The sequence below is a fragment of the Pseudomonas thivervalensis genome, assembly GCF_001269655.1.
GTDB classification, from domain to species: domain Bacteria; phylum Pseudomonadota; class Gammaproteobacteria; order Pseudomonadales; family Pseudomonadaceae; genus Aquipseudomonas; species Aquipseudomonas thivervalensis.
Genome location: NZ_LHVE01000014.1, coordinates 103,131 through 121,397 on the forward strand (window position 1 = coordinate 103,131; position 18,267 = coordinate 121,397).

Sequence of the window (18,267 nt, forward strand, 5' to 3'; positions counted from 1 at the left end):
AACGGGCAGTCCCTTGCGGTGACTGCCCGTTTTTTATGCCTGTTTCAAGGCCTGGCCTGGGTAAAACTGGGGCCCTCGGGCTCCTCGGTTTCCGCAGCGGCTTCGGTGGCTGGCTCAGGCTCCATCTCCGGACTGGGCGACGTCTGCATCTGCTCCTGCACGACCTGTTCGTCGACCCGCGGATCGAGGCACGCCACCAAGGGCGAACTGGTCATGTTGTCCGGCATCGCCACATGGTGCAGCGGCGCATCATCGACCTGATGCAGATTGGTGACCGCTTTCGGCCGAATCCGCCACACGAGTACCAACGCAAACAGGGCGAAGAAGCCATACAACATCTGGCTGCCGAACAGCTTCATCAGCACCCCGGCCGCCAATGGGCCGATACTGGCGCCCACGCCGTAGGTCACCAACAGCATCGCCGTGAGCGACACCCGGCGATCGCCCTCGACGTGGTCGTTGGAAAACGCCACCGCCAGCGGGTACAGGCAAAACTGCACCAACGAACAGCAGAACCCCGCGACGAACAATACTTCCAGCGGCACCTTCGACAGGATGGCCAGTGGCAATGCACAAACCACCAAGGCCAGAGCGAAGCAGCGGATCAGCAGCGCTCGGTCATAACGATCCGATAGCCAGCCCAGTGGCCACTGCACCAACAGGCCGGCAAAAATGCAGCAGCCCATGAACAGACCGACCTGTTCGGTGCTCAGGCCCTGCTGGGAGGCGTACAGCGGCGCCAGGCCGTAGAAGGAACCCACGATCAGCCCAGAGCCCAACACCGTGGTCAAAGACTGTGGCACGCGTTTTATAAAGAAACGCGGCTCCATCGGTGCAGGATGCAGCGGGGCCGGGTGAATCCGACGGGTCAGTGTCACCGGCACCAGACACAAGGCGAAGCACAGCGCCACCAGCATCAACAACTCAAGTCCCAGGGCCGGGTGCACGACCAGAATCAACTGGCCCAGCACCAGCCCCAGGTACGAGGCGATCATGTATCCGCTGAACACCACCCCGCGCTGCTTGGCGTCGGCCTGTTCGTTGAGCCAGCTCTCGATGACCATGTACTGGCACATCATGCCGAGGCCGACGATCATCCGCAGCACGATCCAGGCCGGCAGCCAGTCCACCAGGCCATGGCCCAGCACCGCCGCCCCGACGATCCCGGCGCAGGCCGAGTAGGCGCGGATGTGCCCGACGCGGGCGATCAGCCGGTGGCCAATCTTGCCGCCCAGCACCAGGCCGAAATAGTTGGCGGCCATCAGCGCACCGACCCAGAGGCTGTCCACATGGTCGGCGGCCAGGCGCAAGGCCAGGTAAGTACTCAAGAGGCCCGAGCCGATCAACATCATCAGCGAGGCGAAATAAAGCGCTCGAAAAGGTTTCCAGATTTGGCGCATCGGCGTTCCGAGCGGCTCCTTGAGGTGAGTAAGGGCTATCTATTGAAGATAGCCCGAATGCGACGGTTGGTTAGGCCTGGGCCGCGAGGACACGCCGCTCCCAGGGCGTGATTTCGTCGAAGAAACTGGTCAGTTCCAGGGTCTTGGAGGCGATGTAGCCTTCGATGAACTCCGTGCCGAACAGTTCCTTCGCCAGATGACTACGCTTCAGACGCTCCAGGGCGGCATGCAAGGTACATGGCAGCGACAGATTATCCGGCACTTCGAATTCACCCTGGATCGCCGCGCTCGGTTCCAGCCGATGTTCAATCCCATACAACCCAGCGGCCAGGCTGGCGGCGATTGCCAGGTAGGGATTGGCATCGGCCCCGGGCAAGCGGTTCTCGACCCGTCGGGCCAGCGGCGAACTGGCGGGAATCCGCAACCCGGCCGAACGGTTGTCATGGGACCAACAGGCATTGTTCGGTGAGGCGAACGGGTGGCACAGGCGCTGGTAGGAATTCACGTTGGGCGCGAACAACGCGGTGAAGTCCGCCAGGCACGCCTGTTGCCCCCCGATGAAATGCCGGAACGCCGCCGTCGGTTCGCCCGCTTCGTCGCTGAACACGTTGCGACCGCTGCTCGCCTCGACGACGCTCTGGTGGATATGCATCGAACTGCCCGGCGTGTGGGCCAGGGGCTTGGCCATGCAGACCACGGTCAGGCCATGCTTGAGGGCGACTTCCTTGAGCAGGTGCTTGAACAGGAAGGTCTGGTCGGCCAGCAACACAGGATCGCCGTGCAGCAGATTGATCTCGAACTGGCTCACGCCCATTTCATGCATGAAGGTGTCGCGAGGCAAGCCCAGCGCCGCCATGCATTCATAGACCTCACTGAAGAACGGACGCAGGCCATTGTTGGAGCTGACGCTGAACGCCGATTGGCCGTCCTCGCGCCGCCCATCCAGGCCCAGCGGCGGCTGGAACGGCTGGGTCGGGTCCGGGTTGGGGGCGAACACGAAGAATTCCAGCTCAGTCGCCACCACCGGCGTCAGGCCAAGGGCGGCATAACGTGCGACAACCGCTTTGAGCTGGCCACGCGTCGAGAGTCGGGAGCTTTCACCGGCCAATTCATCGGCGTCACAGATCGCCAGGGCACGGGGCTGTTGGCTCCAGGGCAGGCGATGGATCTGTTTCGGATCGGCCACCAGCGCCAGGTCGCCGTCGTCGCTGCCGTAGAAACGCGACGGCGGATAACCGCCCATGATGCACTGCAGCAGCACCCCCCGCGCCAACTGCAACCGCCGGCCTTCGAGGAAACCTTCGGCGGTCATCACCTTGCCCCGCGGCACGCCGTTCAAATCCGGCGTGACACATTCAATCTCATCAATGCCCGTCAGTCGCTGCGCGAGTGAACGCTGGCCATCGGTCGTCATGACGCAATCCTTGTTATGTGCGAGCCGCGAACGGCAACCCGTACAAAATAGGCTCCAGCTGTTCGGAATATCAAGCACCCGGAGGCAATTAAAATCTTATGCAATACGAATGTGGGAGCGAGCTTGCTCGCGATGGCGTCGGCTCAGCCAATATTGAGTTGACTGATACACCGCTATCGCGAGCAAGCTCGCTCCCACAGGAGATTGGTATTGTCAGGACGATCGCTCAGGGCAAATAAAGCCGGAACACCCCACCGCCCAACACACCGCCATTGGCGATCTCGGTCCGCCCACTCACGCCGCCACGCTGGTGCAGCCCGGCGATCCGCGCGGCGAAGTACAGGCCCAGCCCGGTGCTGCCGCTGCTGTGGTTGATACCTTGCACATACTCGGCCTGACGCTCGATCATCTGCGGCGGGTAACCTTCGCCGTCGTCGTTGATGGTCAGCACCAGTTGCCCGGCTTCGTCGCTCACGCTGATCAGCAATGCTTGGCGCGCATGGCGAATGGCGTTGTTGATGCAGTTGTCGAGCACCGACGCCACCAGCTCACGGTCGAAAAAACCCAGGGGGCTGAGCGGATCGACGTCGTAGGTGACCACGATCCCACGGCTGCGGAACAAGTCCTGATGGCCGGCCAGTTGCGCCTCGATGAAGTCGTCCAACTCATGGTAGGCCGGGTGCAACGGCAACTGGTTGACACCGAGTTTGTACAGCCCCAGCAACTGCACCATGAGGCCATTGAGATGGGCGAACTCGAACTCGATGACGCCCTGCTCCGAGGTCTGCCGCTGGGCGTCGGGCAAACGCTCGAGCCATTGCGTATGCGCCTGCATGAGCAAGGTCAGGGAGTTTTTCATGTCGTGCACTGTCGACGCGATCACCGTGGAGAAATCGAGTGCCTGTTCGCTGTCATTCATCGCCAAATGCCTTGCTTCGCAGTTTTTGATAACGCGCAAAACGCGCATCGGTGTCGGGCATCATGCCCACCAGTTTCAGGCAGGCGCGGCACTCCTGCAGCAGTTCCGACTCCACGCTGGTGTCGGTGCCATGCAGCAGCGATTGCGCCATGTTCAGGGCAATACTGATGTTCTTCGGTTGCATCTTCAGCGCGCGGCGGAACAGCTCTCGCGCCTCTGGCAATGCGCCGGTCTTGTAGACGCGCACGCCTTCGCGGTTCAACTCGGCGGCGGCATTGCCCTGATTGAGGATGTTCGGGTCGTCGGTGAGCTTGGCGATGCCTTGCATCACCGTCGGGTCATCACCGTAGATTTCCGCGCAGTTCTTGAGCATCGACTCGCCGGCGCTGGTCTGGCCAAGCATTTGCAACTGCTTGGCCACCAGCAACGCGGCCTCGGCGCTCATGAATTGCTCCATGCCATCGAGGCGCTGCAAGGCCTGTTCGGTGAGCTTTTCGGCGGTTTCGGCATCGTTGAGCAACAGGCTGGTGGCCTTCATCAGCCGCGCCCGGACCTGCAGCCCGGGATCGTTGAGGTTATCCTTCGCCACCGCACTGAGGGTCGTGTTGATCTCCAGCCGGGTCCGGGTATCGAGGCCTTTTTCGCTGCCCTTGCTGATCAGCGCATGGGCCAGGCCGAGGTTGCTTTCCGGGTCCTTGAAGCGCGACTGCGCCCCCTGCCCGACCGCCTGTCGATAAGCCCGGGACGCCGTGTCGTAGTCTTCGTTGGCCATCGCCAGCTTGCCCAGCAACGATTGACGGCGCACCGCCAGCGGCGACAGACGCACCGCTTCTTCCAGCACGTGCTGCGCCTGTTTGGTGTCGCCTTCGGCCATCAGCACTTCGGCCATGCCGTCGTACAACGCCGGCATCATCGGAAAGACTTTCAAGGCCTTTTCATAAACGGCCTTGGCCTGCGCCACTTGGCCGCGCTTGAACATCAACTTGCCCAGCCCCGCGTAGGCCCACGGCAACGGGCGATCCGCGATGATCGAGTTGTACAGCCGCTCAAGGGCTTCGTTCTGATTCAGGTCGCGCAACGCATCGGCGCGATAACGCAAGCACAACGGCCCGTAGCGCGGGTCCTGTTTGCACAGGGCGATGCAGGCATTGAGCACTTCCATTGGCTTGCCACGGTCGAGGGCTTGCAGGATCGGCTTGAGCAGAGTCTTGCGCTGCTCGAGCCGCTCCAGCCGCTGGGCCAGGCCGGAGCGGTTGAACGGCTTGGTCAGGTACGCATCCGGCTCGTGCTCCAAGGCACTGAGCACCATCGCCTGGCTGGTCTCGGCGGTCACCATGAGGAAGACACTTTCATGGCTGATCAACTTCTCGACCATCAGGTCTTCGAGCACCTGCTGGCCATTCTTGCGCCCGTCGCCCAGGTGATAATCCTGCAGGATGAAGTCATAGCGCTTCTGCGAGCACATGCGCAGCGCCACTTCTCCGGTGTCGGCGGTGTCCACGTCCTTGACGCCCAGCTCACGCAGCATGGAGCGGATCGAACTGCGGAAATCCGAGAAATCATCGACGATCAGAAAACTTTTTTGGTGGTACGCCAGCATCGAGGATGTCCAGGCAAGTAAGAAAATAACCCAATGGCAGAACAACGAAACGCCGTGTCACAACCCCGAGGCGCGCAGATGATAGCCACCAGCCAGCAACGTTCAAGGGATTTCAGCACCCGCTTGGCCTGGCTGTGCCGTGACGCACATTGCGAGCCGAAACGTTAAAGAGAAACGGGCTCATCGGGTTATCGGCAGGCGATGGCGTTCCGTTAAGGGGAAGGTGTCGGAGAAACCAATTACCGAGGACCGGCTGAACACCCGTGGCGAGGGAGCTTGCTCCCGCTGGGGCGCGCAGCGGACCTGTTTTTTGGCGGTTGCTGCGCAACCGAGCGAAAGCAAGCTCGATACAGAAGGGTAAAAATGGGCAATCGGTCACAGCTTGAGGAACAAGGAAGCGGTGCAAGGCATGAACGGCGCGATCAAGCCTGGGTTGATCGTTGGAGGAAAGGGGAAGGCAAGCAGGAGAAGTCAGCGGTCATTGCGCTAACTCACTGTTTATAATGGTGTCCCAGGGCAGGTTCGAACTGCCAACCTTCCCCTTAGGAGGGGGATGCTCTATCCAATTGAGCTACTGAGACACAAATCAACCACAAGAAATGCGGTGCGCGGGACGGCGTGCATGTTAACGACCTACCCTGCGTTTGTCATGTTGTCCCTGCTTTTAAGTGTAGGCAAATGGTACTGCCGGGAAGGCCGGCAGGGCCTTAGTGGCGGGCCCCCGGTCACCATTCATCCGCCCCTGGCTTGCTCACCCTAGTAAATCGGCCATTTGCCACTATCCTTGTACAAGACAGGGACGGCACAGCTTTTGTCCATTTCCGTTATCCGCCAGACGGTATGGCACATCGACACAATCCGACGGTCACAAACTGCGAACCTGTTGTTTTTTTCCAACCAGTCCGCATTTTTTGATGAAAGGTGCTGGCATAACGCCTTTACCCGGATCAGAATTTGTCACAGAATTGGCGCCAATGATCTGGCAATTTTGAGGCATGATGCGGGCCTCTTAACAATTCAGGTTGAACATTTGGCAATGGGGCTTGTCCTATCGACATCCTGCGGCCAAATCCCAAGAACCGCTCCCCTGAACTAACCGGTTAAATAAATATGCGCCCAATGAAACAGGCAATTTATTCCAGCCGTACGGCTGACAAGTTCGTCGTACGTCTGCCAGACGGAATGCGGGAACGCATTGCCGAGGTGGCTCGTAATCATCATCGCAGCATGAACTCTGAAATCATTGCGCGCCTGGAGCAAAGCCTGATTCAGGAAGGTGCGTTGGGTGAAGAGTTGAGCATGCGCCTGGACAGCCCGGAGCTGTCTTTGCATGAGCGCGAGTTGCTTCAACGCTTCCGACAACTCTCCCATCGCCAGCAGAACGCCCTCGTTTCGCTGATTGCCCATGACGCCGAGATGGCCGCAGACGCGACCTGATCACCGCTAAAATATTCAAGCCAGCCGCGTGCTGGCTTTTTTTCGCCCGGCGTTTGACCCAGGCCTGCCTGGAGCGCTCATCGCAGCCCCCCCCCCTGCCGATCAATGGCAGTGGTGCTAAATTGATCAACCAACAACAGGGGCTTGGAGGCCTGCATGACAGGTCATGCATTCAAGGTTCGAAGAATCGCAGGGCTGGGCGTGGAAATCGTCGAGGCCGATTCGGATCGAACGTTTGCCCGGCATATGCACGAACACTTTGGCATTGGTTTGCTTGTGCGCGGGGCGCAACGCTCAGCCAGCGGCCGAGGCCCGGTAGAGGCCACCGCTGGTGATCTTATATCGGTCAATCCGGCCGAAGTGCATGACGGTGCCCCCATCGGAGACGGAAAGCGTCGCTGGCAGATGCTGTATTTCGACCCACCGCTGATCGCGCAGGCATTCGAGGACATGAGCAGGGAGGGGGGCATCTGCGCCAGCGAGTTCGCTTATCCGGTTCTGCAAAACCCGCCTGCGGCCGAATTGTTCCGCACCCTGTATCGAACAATCGCTCACGCCGAGGCGCTTGGCGACCACCTGAAGATCGAAGAGACGCTGGCGCTTTTGCTCGAACATTTGCTGGACCGCCCCATGCCGGTATCGTCTATGCCAAGGGTCGCGGCAAGCCGTGCGAAAGCCATGATCGACGACGATCCGCAGTCACCCTTGTCACTTGCCTTGCTCGCCAGGGAAGCCGATTTAAGTCGCTTTCAGCTCGTACGCGCGCTCACCCGCCTGACTGGATTGACGCCCCACGCCTATCTGCTGCAACGACGTATTCAGCGAGCCCGACACCTGATCGCGGCGGGCATGCCGCTGGCCGATGCGTCCCTTGCCAGTGGTTTTGCGGACCAGAGCCATATGACCCGATGCTTCGTGCGCAGCTTTGGGTTCTCACCAGGCATGTACGCCCGACAAGGGCACTAGCGCCCTGCAATTTCGTTCAAGATCCCCCTTTTCATGACAGGCAGGCTGGAGTCTCAATCACTCCAAGGACGCGCTGCATGAACCTCGATTTTCTTCTCACCTCCCTGATCGTGGTCGCCTCGCCTGGCACCGGCGTGGTCTATACGGTGGCGGCCGGCCTGGCCCAAGGCTGGCGCGCAAGCGTGGTAGCCGCATTCGGTTGCACCCTGGGGGTCGTGCCACACATGCTGGCAGCCACCACAGGCCTCGCGGCACTGTTGCATGCCAGCATGCTGGCCTTTGAGGTCATCAAGTACCTTGGCGTCGCTTACCTGCTTTGGATGGCACGGAGCACGCTCCAGAGCCGCGGAGCATTGGACATTGATCCGAACAAGACGCCGCGATCCAATGGGGCGGTGATTGTTGCGGGAATCTTGCTCAACCTGCTGAATCCAAAGCTGTCGATTTTCTTTCTGGCTTTTCTGCCGCAATTTCTTGCGCCAGGAGAAACGAACGCCATGGGGCGCATGCTGCAGCTAAGCTTCGTCTTTATGGCGATTACCTTTGCCATCTTCACCCTTTATGGTGTGTTCTGCGCATCGATGCGCCACCATGTTCTGGAGCGTCCGCCAGTGCTGCGGTGGATGCGCCGCCTATTCTCGGCAGCCTTTGTGTTGCTGGCTGCACGGCTGGCGTTGATGCAGTGATACGCAGAGGATTCGCTTAGGCTCGGCGCCTCTGAACGGAGGCATTGCTCCGGGGACCACCCCGAGGCGACCTTATAGCCGACCTGGTTCTGGCAGCCGTACTCCGACCCAATGGTGGGAGCGAGTCTGCTCGCGAAGGCGGTGGTCCAGTCACATGAATGGTGGATGTGCCGGCGTCATCGCGAGCAAGCTCGCTCCCACAGGTTTTTGTGTCGTGCACACATCGTGAACACTCGCCAATCCATGTGGGGAGCTTGCTCGCGATAGCGTGGCGCCGTTGCATAAGCGACTGTACCTGCCGGCTGCCTTGCTTTGGGTGACGCCCCAGCAATCAAAAGAAGCCCCAAAAAAAAGGCGCTTCCCATTTCTGAAGGAAGCGCCATTTTTTTCCAAGTAAACGCCAAGCAGGCCGGTTTCCTGACGAACGATCAGAGTAGAAAAATCGTCGCCAACCCCAGGAAAATGAAAAAGCCGCCGCTGTCGGTCACGGCGGTGATCATGACGCTGGCGCCCATGGCAGGATCGCGCCCCATGCGGGCCAGGGTCATGGGGATCAATACCCCCATCAATGCTGCCAACAGCAGGTTGAGCGTCATCGCGGCTGTCATGACCACCCCCAGCGACCAGCTGCCATAAAGCAGGTAAGCCACCGCGCCAATCACCCCACCCCAAATCACGCCGTTGATCAAGGAGACAGCCAGCTCCTTGCGCATCAATCGTGATGTATTGCCGGTGCTGACCTGGTCCAGCGCCATGGCACGGACAATCATGGTGATGGTCTGGTTACCGGAGTTGCCACCGATACCGGCGACGATGGGCATCAGCGCCGCGAGCGCCACCAGCTTCTCGATGGAGCCTTCGAACAGGCCAATGACCCGGGAAGCGACAAACGCCGTGATCAGGTTGATCGCCAGCCAGGCCCAGCGGTTACGCAGGGACTTCCAGACCGAAGCGAAGATGTCTTCTTCTTCGCGCAGACCGGCCATGTTGAGGACTTCGCTTTCGCTTTCCTCACGAATCAAGTCGACCATTTCATCGATGGTCAGACGGCCGATCAGCTTGCCGTTCTTGTCGACCACCGGCGCAGAAATCAAGTCATAACGCTCGAACGCCTGGGCCGCATCGTAGGCGTCTTCGTCCGGGTGAAAGCTCACCGGGTCGCTGGCCATGACTTCGGCCACCTGTTTTTCCGGGTCGTTGACCAGCAGACGCTTGATGGGCAGCACGCCCTTGAGCACGCCGTCGTAGTCGACCACGAAAAGCTTGTCGGTATGGCCGGGCAGCTCCTTTAGGCGACGCAGGTAACGCAAGACCACTTCAAGGCTGACATCCTCGCGGATCGTCACCATCTCGAAGTCCATCAGCGCACCGACTTGCTCCTCGTCATAGGACAACGCCGAGCGCACACGCTCACGCTGCTGGCCGTCGAGGGCTTCCATCAGTTCGTGGACAACGTCCCGTGGCAGTTCGGGCGCAAGGTCGGCGAGTTCGTCGGCGTCCATTTCCTTGGCCGCCGCCAGCAACTCGTGATCATCCATGTCGGCGATCAGGGTTTCCCGAACCGAGTCCGACACTTCGAGCAGGATGTCACCGTCGCGATCAGCCTTGACCAACTGCCAGACCGTCAGGCGCTCTTCCAGTGGCAGGGCTTCAAGAATGTAGGCGACGTCGGCGGAGTGCAGGTCATCGAGCTTGCGTTGCAACTCGACGAGATTCTGCCGGTGGACCAGGTTCTCGACCCGGTCATGATGCGGGCCTTCCTGGCGATGCGTCAGGTCTTCGACGACCCGCTGGCGCTGCAGCAGCTCAACGACTTGAGCGAGACGATCCTGAAGGCTTTCCTGCGTTTTTTTGACTTCTACTTGGGTCATAGGCGAACTCCACTCCCAGCAGTGGAGCACGCCGGAAGGATCAATCAGTTAATTCATGATTGGCAAAACTAAAAATTGAGTAACTACTGGGTAAGTCCATGGAGATATTCCAAAGCCCCGGCGGGGCTGACGGGCGCAATCATACACCGCTTGACGCTTTAAAACGCTAAAAAATCATGGCAAGAACAAGCGCTTGCGAGACAAACCTGAACCCAGGCTGAACCTGTTCCTCTACGACGACTTATCCAGAAAAGAAAACACACGCGCCGGCAGGAATGCAGCGACTACCCTTTTCTCCTGCACCGTCAAGGAGGACGACCGGATGCCCGTCAGCCACTACCTGTTCCTGCTCGCCGCCCTGCCCTGCCTGCCTTTGTGGGCGGCCGGGCAGACCGTGCACCGCTGCGAAAGTATTGCGGGGCACGTGACATTCACCACCTTGAGCTGCGGCCCGGGAGAAGCCCTGTCGCTGCAGCAGATCCACCCGTACAGCCCAGGTTCGACCGAGCCGACGACCGAAGCGATGCTGCCCGAGGCGGAGCGCCGGCAAACATCCGGCAACACAACCACCCGCAAGGAACCGACCGTGGTGGGTCAGGTCCAGGACCGCTGCGGGAACCTCATCGATGCCAGGCAACGCCGGGATGCCATCCTGGAACGACGCATCGTCGCCGGCATGAGCCAACAGGACGTGGAGAGTGCCTTGGGCAAGCCAGATTCAATCAAGATTCGGAATTCGAGCACACGGTATACCTACAAGGCGAAGAAAGGTCGCAGCGCCGAGGTCGTGTTCGATGAGAGGGGATGTGTGAAAGGTAAATCGTAGACAGCAAAAAGCCCGCGTTAAACGCGGGCTTTTTGGTGTTTGGTGCACTCGACAGGATTCGAACCTGTGACCGCTCGGTTCGTAGCCGAGTACTCTATCCAGCTGAGCTACGAGTGCAAGTTGTGGTTTTATACCAGATCACAACTGGTTGAAGCCAAGTTATTTGCATTGCTGCAAACGACTCTTAAATGGTGCACTCGACAGGATTCGAACCTGTGACCGCTCGGTTCGTAGCCGAGTACTCTATCCAGCTGAGCTACGAGTGCATTTGTTGCCGCGCATTATAGGTCGTCAAATCCTTTTGTAAAGCGCTTTTTTCAGTAATTTCAATCACTTACTGATCAAGCCAGGCTCTAACGCACTAAACGAATAATGGCGGAGAACGGGGGATTCGAACCCCCGACACCCTTTTGAGGTGTACTCCCTTAGCAGGGGAGCGCCTTCGGCCACTCGGCCAGCTCTCCGCAACACGGGGCGTATATTAACCACCTTCATCCCCGTTTGCAAACATAAAAATCGATAAAAATTAATGGCTTGGTTCGTCGTCCTTCTCTTTCTTGATACGCAGGTAGATTTCCTCCCGGTGTACAGCAACCTCTTTCGGGGCGTTGACGCCGATACGCACTTGGTTTCCTTTGACGCCGAGCACGGTCACGGTGATTTCGCCATCGCCAATAATCAGGCTTTCTGCACACCGACGGGTCAGAATCAGCATACCTTTCTCCTCACGCAATTCACTTAAGGGACAACAGTCTGCAAAAAAAAGGCATTGGACCTACAACCGAAACGGTCGAAGCCTACAGGCCTAGTATTGACCAGCGCGGGCAAAAGAACAGTTTTGGGACGCGCCATTCAGAAAAACAAAGGGCGCGGTCCAGCCGCGCCCTCAAGACAACGCTTTACTCGCCCTGTTGGACAGCAGCGTCGAGTTCGAAAGCCGTGTGCAGGGCGCGCACGGCCAGTTCCAGGTACTTCTCTTCGATGACCACGGAAACCTTGATTTCCGAGGTAGAGATCATCTGGATGTTGATGCTTTCCTTGGCCAGGGATTCGAACATGCGGCTGGCCACGCCTGCGTGGGAACGCATGCCGACACCGACGATCGAGACCTTGGCGATCTTGGTATCGCCCACCACTTCCCGGGCACCGATCTCGCCAGCGGTCTTTTTCAGGATCGCTTCGGCGGACTGGTAGTCGTTGCGGTGCACGGTGAAGGTGAAGTCGGTGGTGTTATCGTGCGAGACGTTCTGCACGATCATGTCGACTTCGATGTTCGCGGCACTGATCGGGCCGAGAATCTTGAACGCCACGCCGGGGGTGTCTGGCACGCCACGGATGGTCAGCTTGGCTTCATCGCGGTTGAAAGCGATGCCGGAAATGATCGGCTGTTCCATGGATTCCTCTTCATCAATAGTAATGAGGGTGCCCGGACCCTCTTTGAAGCTGTGCAGAACGCGCAGCGGAACGTTGTACTTGCCGGCGAATTCGACCGCCCGGATCTGCAACACCTTCGAGCCAAGGCTGGCCATTTCCAGCATCTCTTCGAAGGTGATCTTGTCCAGGCGCTGGGCCACAGGCACGACCCGTGGGTCAGTGGTGTAGACACCGTCCACATCGGTGTAGATCTGGCATTCGTCAGCCTTGAGAGCCGCTGCCAGCGCCACGCCCGTGGTGTCGGAACCGCCACGGCCGAGGGTGGTGATGTTGCCCTGCTCGTCCACGCCTTGGAAACCGGCGACGACCACGACGCGGCCAGCCTTCAGGTCGCCGCGAATCTTCTGGTCGTCGATCTGCAGGATACGCGCTTTGTTGTGCGCGCTGTCCGTCAGGATCCGCACCTGGTTGCCGGTGTAGGACACCGCCGGCACGCCACGCTTGATCAGCGCCATGGCCAGCAAGGCAATGGTCACCTGCTCGCCGGTGGAAACGATCACGTCCAGCTCACGGGGAACCGGTTGCTGGTCGCCACTGATTTGCTTGGCCAGATCGATCAGACGGTTGGTCTCGCCGCTCATGGCCGACAGCACAACCACCAGGTCATCGCCCGCTTCACGGAATTTCTTAACCTTGTCGGCGACTTGTTCGATTCTCTCGACAGTGCCGACCGAGGTGCCTCCAAATTTCTGTACGATCAAAGCCATTTCAAAGCCGCCTCTGCCCATGAAGGGCGCCCAATAATTCAATCAACAGCGCGCGGGCTCGTCACTAGACCACGAGCCCGCGGCACTGTCTTAAATACCCTGCTCTACAAATGCAACGGTCTGGGCCAGTGCCGCGTCCAGTGCGCCGACGTCGGTACCACCGCCTTGCGCCATGTCCGGACGACCACCGCCCTTGCCGCCCACTGCCGCAGCGGCCTGCTTCATCAAATCACCGGCTTTGAGTTGGCCAGTCAGGTCTTTGGTCACGCCTGCGACGAGAACGACCTTTTCCTCATGGACACTGCCGAGCAGGATCACTGCGCGGCCGAGTTTGTTTTTCAGTTGATCGACCAGCGCCAGCAGCGCCTTGCCGTCCTGGCCGTCCAGACGCACGGCCAGCACCTTCACACCCTTGACGTCCACCGCCTGGGCCGACAGATCGTCGCCCGCGGCGCTGGCGGCCTTGGCTTGCAACTGCTCGAGTTGCTTTTCCAGCAGGCGGTTGCGCTCCAGCACAGCCGACAGCTTGTCGATCAGGTTGTCACGGCTGCCCTTGATCAGGGTTGCCGCTTCCTTGAGTTGTTCTTCGGCTGCGTTGAGGTACGCCAGGGCCGCAGCGCCGGTAACCGCTTCGATCCGGCGCACGCCGGAGGCCACGCCGCCTTCGCTGATGATTTTCATCAGGCCGATGTCGCCGGTCCGGTTGGCATGGATGCCACCGCACAGTTCAACGGAGAAGTCGCCCATGCTCAGCACGCGCACGCTGTCGCCGTATTTCTCGCCGAACAACGCCATCGCGCCCTTGCGCTTGGCGGTTTCGATGTCGGTTTCTTCGGTTTCCACCGGGGAATTCTTGCGAATTTCGGCGTTGACGATCTCTTCCAGCGCCTTGAGTTGCTCAGGCTTGATGGCTTCGAAATGGCTGAAGTCAAAGCGCAGGCGCTGACTGTCCACCAACGAGCCCTTCTGCTGGACATGCTCGCCCAACACCTGGCGCAACGCTGCGTGCAGCAAGTGCGTGGCGGAGTGGTTCAGCGATGTCGCGTGACGAACCTCTGCGTCGACATGGGCCGCCACGGGAGCGGCAATCATCAAGCTGCCCGACGCCAGCACGCCGTGGTGCAGGAAGGCACCGCCGGTCTTGGTGGTGTCGCGCACGTCGAAACGCGAGCTGCCCGCCTGCAGGTAACCGCTGTCGCCGATCTGGCCGCCGGATTCGGCGTAGAACGGGGTCTTGTCCAGCACGATCACGCCTTCCTGGCCTTCGCTCAGGATGTCGACCGACTGCCCGTCCTTATAGATGGCAACGATCTTGGCCGAACCGGTGGTGCCGGCATATCCGGTGAACTCGGTGGCCACGTCAACCTTGACCAGGCTGTTGTAGTCCATGCCGAAGGAGCTGGCGGAACGCGCGCGCACCCGCTGGGCTTCCATCTCGCGCTCGAAACCTTCCTCGTCGAGGGTCAGGTTGCGTTCGCGGGCGATGTCGCCAGTCAGGTCCATCGGGAAACCGTAGGTGTCGTACAGTTTGAACACCACGTCGCCCGGGACCACGTTGCCCTTGAGTTCAGCCAGGTCCTGCTCGAGGATCTTCAGGCCTTGCTCCAGGGTCTTGGCGAATTGCTCTTCTTCCGCCTTGAGCACGCGCTCGATGTGCGCCTGCTGGGACTTGAGTTCCGGGAAGGCTTCGCCCATCTCGGCCACCAACGCCCCGACGATCTGATAGAAGAAGCTGCCCTTGGCGCCCAGCTTGTTGCCGTGACGGCAGGCGCGACGGATGATCCGGCGCAGCACATAACCGCGACCTTCGTTGGAAGGCAGCACACCGTCGGCAATCAGGAAACCGCAGGAACGGATGTGGTCAGCGACTACTTTCAGCGAAGCCTGGTTGTCGTTGGTGCAGCCGATGGCCTGGGCCGACGCGCTCAGCAGGCTCTGGAACAGGTCGATCTCGTAGTTGGAATGCACGTGCTGCAGTACCGCACTGATCCGCTCCAGGCCCATGCCGGTGTCGACCGACGGTGCTGGCAACGGATGCAACACGCCATCGGCGGTGCGGTTGAACTGCATGAACACGTTGTTCCAGATCTCGATGTAGCGGTCGCCGTCTTCTTCCGGCGAGCCGGGTGGGCCGCCCCAGATGTCGGCGCCGTGATCGTAGAAGATCTCGGTGCAAGGGCCGCACGGGCCGGTGTCGCCCATGGTCCAGAAGTTATCGGAGGCGTAAGGCGCGCCTTTGTTGTCGCCGATGCGCACCATGCGCTCTGCCGGGACACCGACCTCTTTGGTCCAGATCTCATAGGCTTCGTCGTCGGTGGCGTAGACCGTCACCCAGAGCTTTTCCTTGGGCAGGTTCAGCCACTTGTCGGAGGTCAGGAAGGTCCAGGCGAAGGTGATGGCGTCGCGCTTGAAATAGTCACCGAAGCTGAAGTTACCCAGCATTTCGAAGAATGTGTGGTGACGTGCGGTATAGCCGACGTTTTCCAGGTCGTTGTGCTTGCCGCCGGCACGCACGCATTTCTGGCTGCTCACCGCACGGGTGTAGGCACGTTTTTCCTGGCCCAGGAAGCAGTCCTTGAACTGGTTCATCCCCGCGTTGGTGAACAGCAGGGTCGGGTCGTTGCCCGGAATCAAAGAGCTGGAGGCTACTCGGGTGTGGCCTTGCTCTTCGAAGAAGCGAAGGAAGGCTTCACGGATTTCTGCGCTTTTCATTAGGTTCTTCCACGGAGGCTGCGGCCAAAGGCCTGTGCAAAACGTCAACAGACGAAGCAACGGCAAAGGGCCGCATTATATCGGCCCTGCGCGTGGGGTACAGCGTGTTTATGCGATAGAAACTGTCAATTGGCCCGGTTGCCGGGTCATTGGCGGGAAAATTCGACGAAAGTGGCGATCACCTGGTCGATTTGCGCCGCGCTTACGTCCATATGCGTCACCATTCGCAGGCGTGGCGCCGCGCTGAGCTTGACGCCCCGTTCATCGGCAAACGCCTTGATCGCCTCGGCCCGCTCGCCGATCTGCACGTAGACCATGTTGGTCTGCACTGGCTCGACCTCGTAGCCCGCCGCACGCAAGCCTTCGGCGAGCCGCTGGGCATTGGCGTGGTCATCGGCCAGGCGCTGGACGTGATGGTCCAGGGCATACAGCCCCGCCGCCGCGAGAATCCCGGCCTGGCGCATGCCACCACCGACCATCTTGCGCAGCCGGCGGGCCTTGCCGATCAGCTCGGCCGTGCCGCACAGGACCGAGCCCACCGGAGCACCGAGGCCCTTGGACAGGCACACCGACACCGAATCGAAGTATTGCGTGATCTGCCGGGCATCGACATTCAGCTTGACCGCAGCGTTGTACAGCCGTGCCCCGTCCAGGTGCAAGGCCAGGCCATGTTCCTGGGTGAAACGCCGGGCCCGGGCCAGGTATTCCAGCGGCAGCACCTTGCCCTGCGTGGTGTTTTCCAGGGCCAGCAGGCGGGTGCGGGCAAAGTGGAAGTCATCGGGCTTGATCGCCGCGGCGACCTGCGCCAGATCCAGGGAACCGTCCGCCTGTACCTCAAGGGGTTGGGGCTGGATCGAACCGAGCACCGCCGCACCACCGCCTTCGTATTTATAGGTGTGGGCCTGCTGGCCGACGATGTATTCGTCGCCGCGCTCGCAGTGGGCCATCAACCCCAACAGGTTGCTCATGGTGCCCGTGGGCACGAACAGCGCCGCGGCGAAGCCCAGGCGTGCGGCCAATTCAGCTTCAAGGCGATTGACAGTCGGGTCTTCGCCATACACATCGTCGCCGGTCGGCGCGCTGCCCATGGCATCCAGCATGCCGGCGGTAGGTTGGGTGACCGTGTCGCTGCGAAGATCGATAACACTCATGAATCTGGCCTCGGGTTCTGGTGGGAGAATTCCCTTTCGAAGGGCAATTACTGCGGGCATGGCGAGGAATAATCAAGCCCAGGACCACACTAACCCAACAGATTATCCAGATCCCCTGTGGGAGCGAGCTTGCTCGCGATGGCGGCAGTACATCCTGCATCGATGCAAGCTGAACCACCGCCATCGCGAGCAAGCTCGCTCCCACAGTGGTTTATGTGTTAAAAATTCTCCGCCGTCACATGCCGTGACGGCAAAACGTTCTCAGGGCGGGGTGCAACTCCCCACCGGCGGTAATTGCACGCAACGTGCATAGCCCGCGAGCGCTTGGTGCTACCTCGTTTTTTGGGGGGTAGCGACAAGGTCAGCAGACCCGGTGTGATTCCGGGGCCGACGGTCATAGTCCGGATGAAGAGAGAACGGGATTGGCACCCAAGGGCCGCCTGCGACTGTCTTGTGCGCGGCGTACCCTCGAATCCCCTTCGATTCATGACGCCCTGTTTTTCACACAAACAGGAACCAGAACATGCAACCCACCGCAATCGACAGCAAAAGCAAAAGTCATCCGGGCGAACGCGTCGCGTTCATCCAGGCCTGCTGGCACAAGGAAATCGTCGACCAGAGCCGTAAAGGCTTCGTCGCCGAAATGATCATCCAGGGTTACCAGGAAAGTGATATCGACTTCTTCGAAGTCGGCGGCGCCTTCGAGATCCCGCTGCACGCCAAGCTGCTGGCCAAGTCAGGCCGCTACGCCGGCATCGTCGCCGCCGGCCTGGTGGTGGATGGCGGCATCTACCGCCACGAGTTCGTCGCCCAATCGGTCATCAGCGGCCTGATGCAGGTCCAGCTGGAAACCGAAGTGCCGGTGTTCTCGGTCGTGCTCACGCCGCATCACTTCCATGCGGGGGAAGAACATCAGAAGTTCTTCTTCGAGCATTTCGTGCACAAGGGCCAGGAAGCAGCGAAGACTTGCGCCGATACCCTGCACAAGACCCGGGCATTGCGTCGCAGTGAACAGCGGGCGGTAGCGGTCTAAACCCAGACGCTGATCCAAATGTGGGAGCGAGCCTGCTCGCGATGACGGAGTGTCAGTCGCTATAGATGTCGGCTGATATACCGCTATCGCGAGCAGGCTCGCTCCCACAGG

General features: G+C 60.1%; 14 protein-coding genes, 4 tRNA genes and 1 riboswitch. Of the genes, 5 read left to right on the top strand and 13 right to left on the bottom strand.

Annotated features, from left to right (window positions below; translation table 11 throughout):
* Positions 1 to 44: 44 nt before the first annotated feature.
* The 5 genes from AD659_RS19990 to AD659_RS20010 form a co-directional block, all read right to left on the bottom strand.
* Complete coding sequence (locus tag AD659_RS19990) at positions 45 to 1,400, bottom strand: MFS transporter (protein WP_053124381.1); 1,356 nt, start codon at positions 1,398 to 1,400, stop codon at positions 45 to 47.
* A gap of 70 nt (positions 1,401 to 1,470) precedes the next feature.
* The gene (locus tag AD659_RS19995; protein ID WP_162277329.1) at positions 1,471 to 2,712 is read right to left on the bottom strand and encodes a glutamine synthetase family protein; all 1,242 of its coding nucleotides are present in this window, start codon (positions 2,710 to 2,712) and stop codon (positions 1,471 to 1,473) included.
* Positions 2,713 to 3,040: 328 nt separating this feature from the next.
* A complete protein-coding gene (locus AD659_RS20000; RefSeq protein WP_053124384.1) occupies positions 3,041 to 3,733 on the bottom strand; it encodes a sensor histidine kinase in 693 nt (230 codons plus the stop codon).
* A complete protein-coding gene (locus AD659_RS20005) occupies positions 3,726 to 5,333 on the bottom strand; it encodes a tetratricopeptide repeat-containing response regulator (RefSeq protein WP_053124386.1) in 1,608 nt (535 codons plus the stop codon). Before AD659_RS20005 ends, AD659_RS20000 begins: the two co-directional genes overlap by 8 nt.
* 504 nt (positions 5,334 to 5,837) lie before the next feature.
* Positions 5,838 to 5,914 (bottom strand) — tRNA-Arg (locus AD659_RS20010).
* Between the two features lie 529 nt (positions 5,915 to 6,443).
* Between AD659_RS20010 and AD659_RS20015 the strand changes: the two genes are divergently transcribed.
* From AD659_RS20015 to AD659_RS20025, 3 genes are all read left to right on the top strand, one after another.
* Complete coding sequence (locus AD659_RS20015) at positions 6,444 to 6,770, top strand: Arc family DNA-binding protein (RefSeq protein ID WP_053124387.1); 327 nt, start codon at positions 6,444 to 6,446, stop codon at positions 6,768 to 6,770.
* A 156-nt stretch (positions 6,771 to 6,926) separates the two neighbouring features.
* Positions 6,927 to 7,736 (top strand): AraC family transcriptional regulator, encoded by an 810-nt coding sequence (locus AD659_RS20020; RefSeq protein WP_053124389.1) that lies wholly within the window; start codon positions 6,927 to 6,929, stop codon positions 7,734 to 7,736.
* Between the two features lie 77 nt (positions 7,737 to 7,813).
* Entirely contained in the window at positions 7,814 to 8,422 is a 609-nt protein-coding gene (locus tag AD659_RS20025; RefSeq protein WP_053124392.1) for a LysE family translocator, read from the top strand.
* A 428-nt stretch (positions 8,423 to 8,850) separates the two neighbouring features.
* Here AD659_RS20025 and mgtE read toward each other — a convergent pair whose 3' ends face one another.
* The gene (gene mgtE, locus AD659_RS20030; protein WP_053124394.1) at positions 8,851 to 10,293 is read right to left on the bottom strand and encodes a magnesium transporter; all 1,443 of its coding nucleotides are present in this window, start codon (positions 10,291 to 10,293) and stop codon (positions 8,851 to 8,853) included.
* A 322-nt stretch (positions 10,294 to 10,615) separates the two neighbouring features.
* Here mgtE and AD659_RS20035 point away from each other — a divergent pair, with 322 nt between their 5' ends.
* Positions 10,616 to 11,119, top strand: coding sequence for a cell envelope protein SmpA (locus tag AD659_RS20035; protein ID WP_053124396.1), 504 nt, complete (start codon positions 10,616 to 10,618; stop codon positions 11,117 to 11,119).
* 40 nt (positions 11,120 to 11,159) lie between these two features.
* On the opposite strand, the gene AD659_RS20040 is transcribed toward AD659_RS20035, so the two are convergent.
* From AD659_RS20040 to ltaE, 7 genes are all read right to left on the bottom strand, one after another.
* Positions 11,160 to 11,236, bottom strand: a tRNA-Arg gene (locus tag AD659_RS20040).
* Positions 11,237 to 11,308: 72 nt separating this feature from the next.
* Positions 11,309 to 11,385 (bottom strand) — tRNA-Arg (locus AD659_RS20045).
* A gap of 107 nt (positions 11,386 to 11,492) precedes the next feature.
* Positions 11,493 to 11,583, bottom strand: a tRNA-Ser gene (locus tag AD659_RS20050).
* 62 nt (positions 11,584 to 11,645) lie between these two features.
* Positions 11,646 to 11,834, bottom strand: a complete 189-nt coding sequence (gene csrA, locus AD659_RS20055) for a carbon storage regulator CsrA (RefSeq protein ID WP_003178872.1) — start codon at positions 11,832 to 11,834, stop codon at positions 11,646 to 11,648.
* A 184-nt stretch (positions 11,835 to 12,018) separates the two neighbouring features.
* Positions 12,019 to 13,260 (bottom strand): aspartate kinase, encoded by a 1,242-nt coding sequence (locus tag AD659_RS20060; protein WP_053124398.1) that lies wholly within the window; start codon positions 13,258 to 13,260, stop codon positions 12,019 to 12,021.
* A gap of 90 nt (positions 13,261 to 13,350) precedes the next feature.
* Positions 13,351 to 15,972 (bottom strand): alanine--tRNA ligase, encoded by a 2,622-nt coding sequence (alaS, locus tag AD659_RS20065; protein WP_053124400.1) that lies wholly within the window; start codon positions 15,970 to 15,972, stop codon positions 13,351 to 13,353.
* A gap of 146 nt (positions 15,973 to 16,118) precedes the next feature.
* Positions 16,119 to 17,123, bottom strand: a complete 1,005-nt coding sequence (gene ltaE, locus AD659_RS20070) for a low-specificity L-threonine aldolase (protein WP_053124402.1) — start codon at positions 17,121 to 17,123, stop codon at positions 16,119 to 16,121.
* 253 nt (positions 17,124 to 17,376) lie between these two features.
* A riboswitch (FMN riboswitch) is annotated at positions 17,377 to 17,545 on the top strand.
* Between the two features lie 101 nt (positions 17,546 to 17,646).
* Between ltaE and AD659_RS20075 the strand changes: the two genes are divergently transcribed.
* Entirely contained in the window at positions 17,647 to 18,156 is a 510-nt protein-coding gene (locus AD659_RS20075; RefSeq protein ID WP_024618891.1) for a 6,7-dimethyl-8-ribityllumazine synthase, read from the top strand.
* Positions 18,157 to 18,267 lie beyond the last annotated feature (111 nt).

Excerpts from the sequence above, each read along its gene's own strand:
- AD659_RS20075 (WP_024618891.1), top strand. The coding sequence starts at position 17,647 with ATGCAACCCACCGCAATCGACAGCAAAAGCAAAAGTCATCCGGGCGAA.
- mgtE (WP_053124394.1), bottom strand. The coding sequence starts at position 10,293 with ATGACCCAAGTAGAAGTCAAAAAAACGCAGGAAAGCCTTCAGGATCGT.
- AD659_RS19990 (WP_053124381.1), bottom strand. The coding sequence starts at position 1,400 with ATGCGCCAAATCTGGAAACCTTTTCGAGCGCTTTATTTCGCCTCGCTG.
- ltaE (WP_053124402.1), bottom strand. The coding sequence starts at position 17,123 with ATGAGTGTTATCGATCTTCGCAGCGACACGGTCACCCAACCTACCGCC.
- AD659_RS20035 (WP_053124396.1), top strand. The coding sequence starts at position 10,616 with ATGCCCGTCAGCCACTACCTGTTCCTGCTCGCCGCCCTGCCCTGCCTG.
- AD659_RS20015 (WP_053124387.1), top strand. The coding sequence starts at position 6,444 with ATGCGCCCAATGAAACAGGCAATTTATTCCAGCCGTACGGCTGACAAG.
- AD659_RS20020 (WP_053124389.1), top strand. The coding sequence starts at position 6,927 with ATGACAGGTCATGCATTCAAGGTTCGAAGAATCGCAGGGCTGGGCGTG.
- AD659_RS20060 (WP_053124398.1), bottom strand. The coding sequence starts at position 13,260 with ATGGCTTTGATCGTACAGAAATTTGGAGGCACCTCGGTCGGCACTGTC.
- csrA (WP_003178872.1), bottom strand. The coding sequence starts at position 11,834 with ATGCTGATTCTGACCCGTCGGTGTGCAGAAAGCCTGATTATTGGCGAT.
- alaS (WP_053124400.1), bottom strand. The coding sequence starts at position 15,972 with ATGAAAAGCGCAGAAATCCGTGAAGCCTTCCTTCGCTTCTTCGAAGAG.
- AD659_RS20025 (WP_053124392.1), top strand. The coding sequence starts at position 7,814 with ATGAACCTCGATTTTCTTCTCACCTCCCTGATCGTGGTCGCCTCGCCT.
- AD659_RS20005 (WP_053124386.1), bottom strand. The coding sequence starts at position 5,333 with ATGCTGGCGTACCACCAAAAAAGTTTTCTGATCGTCGATGATTTCTCG.
- AD659_RS20000 (WP_053124384.1), bottom strand. The coding sequence starts at position 3,733 with ATGAATGACAGCGAACAGGCACTCGATTTCTCCACGGTGATCGCGTCG.
- AD659_RS19995 (WP_162277329.1), bottom strand. The coding sequence starts at position 2,712 with ATGACCGCCGAAGGTTTCCTCGAAGGCCGGCGGTTGCAGTTGGCGCGG.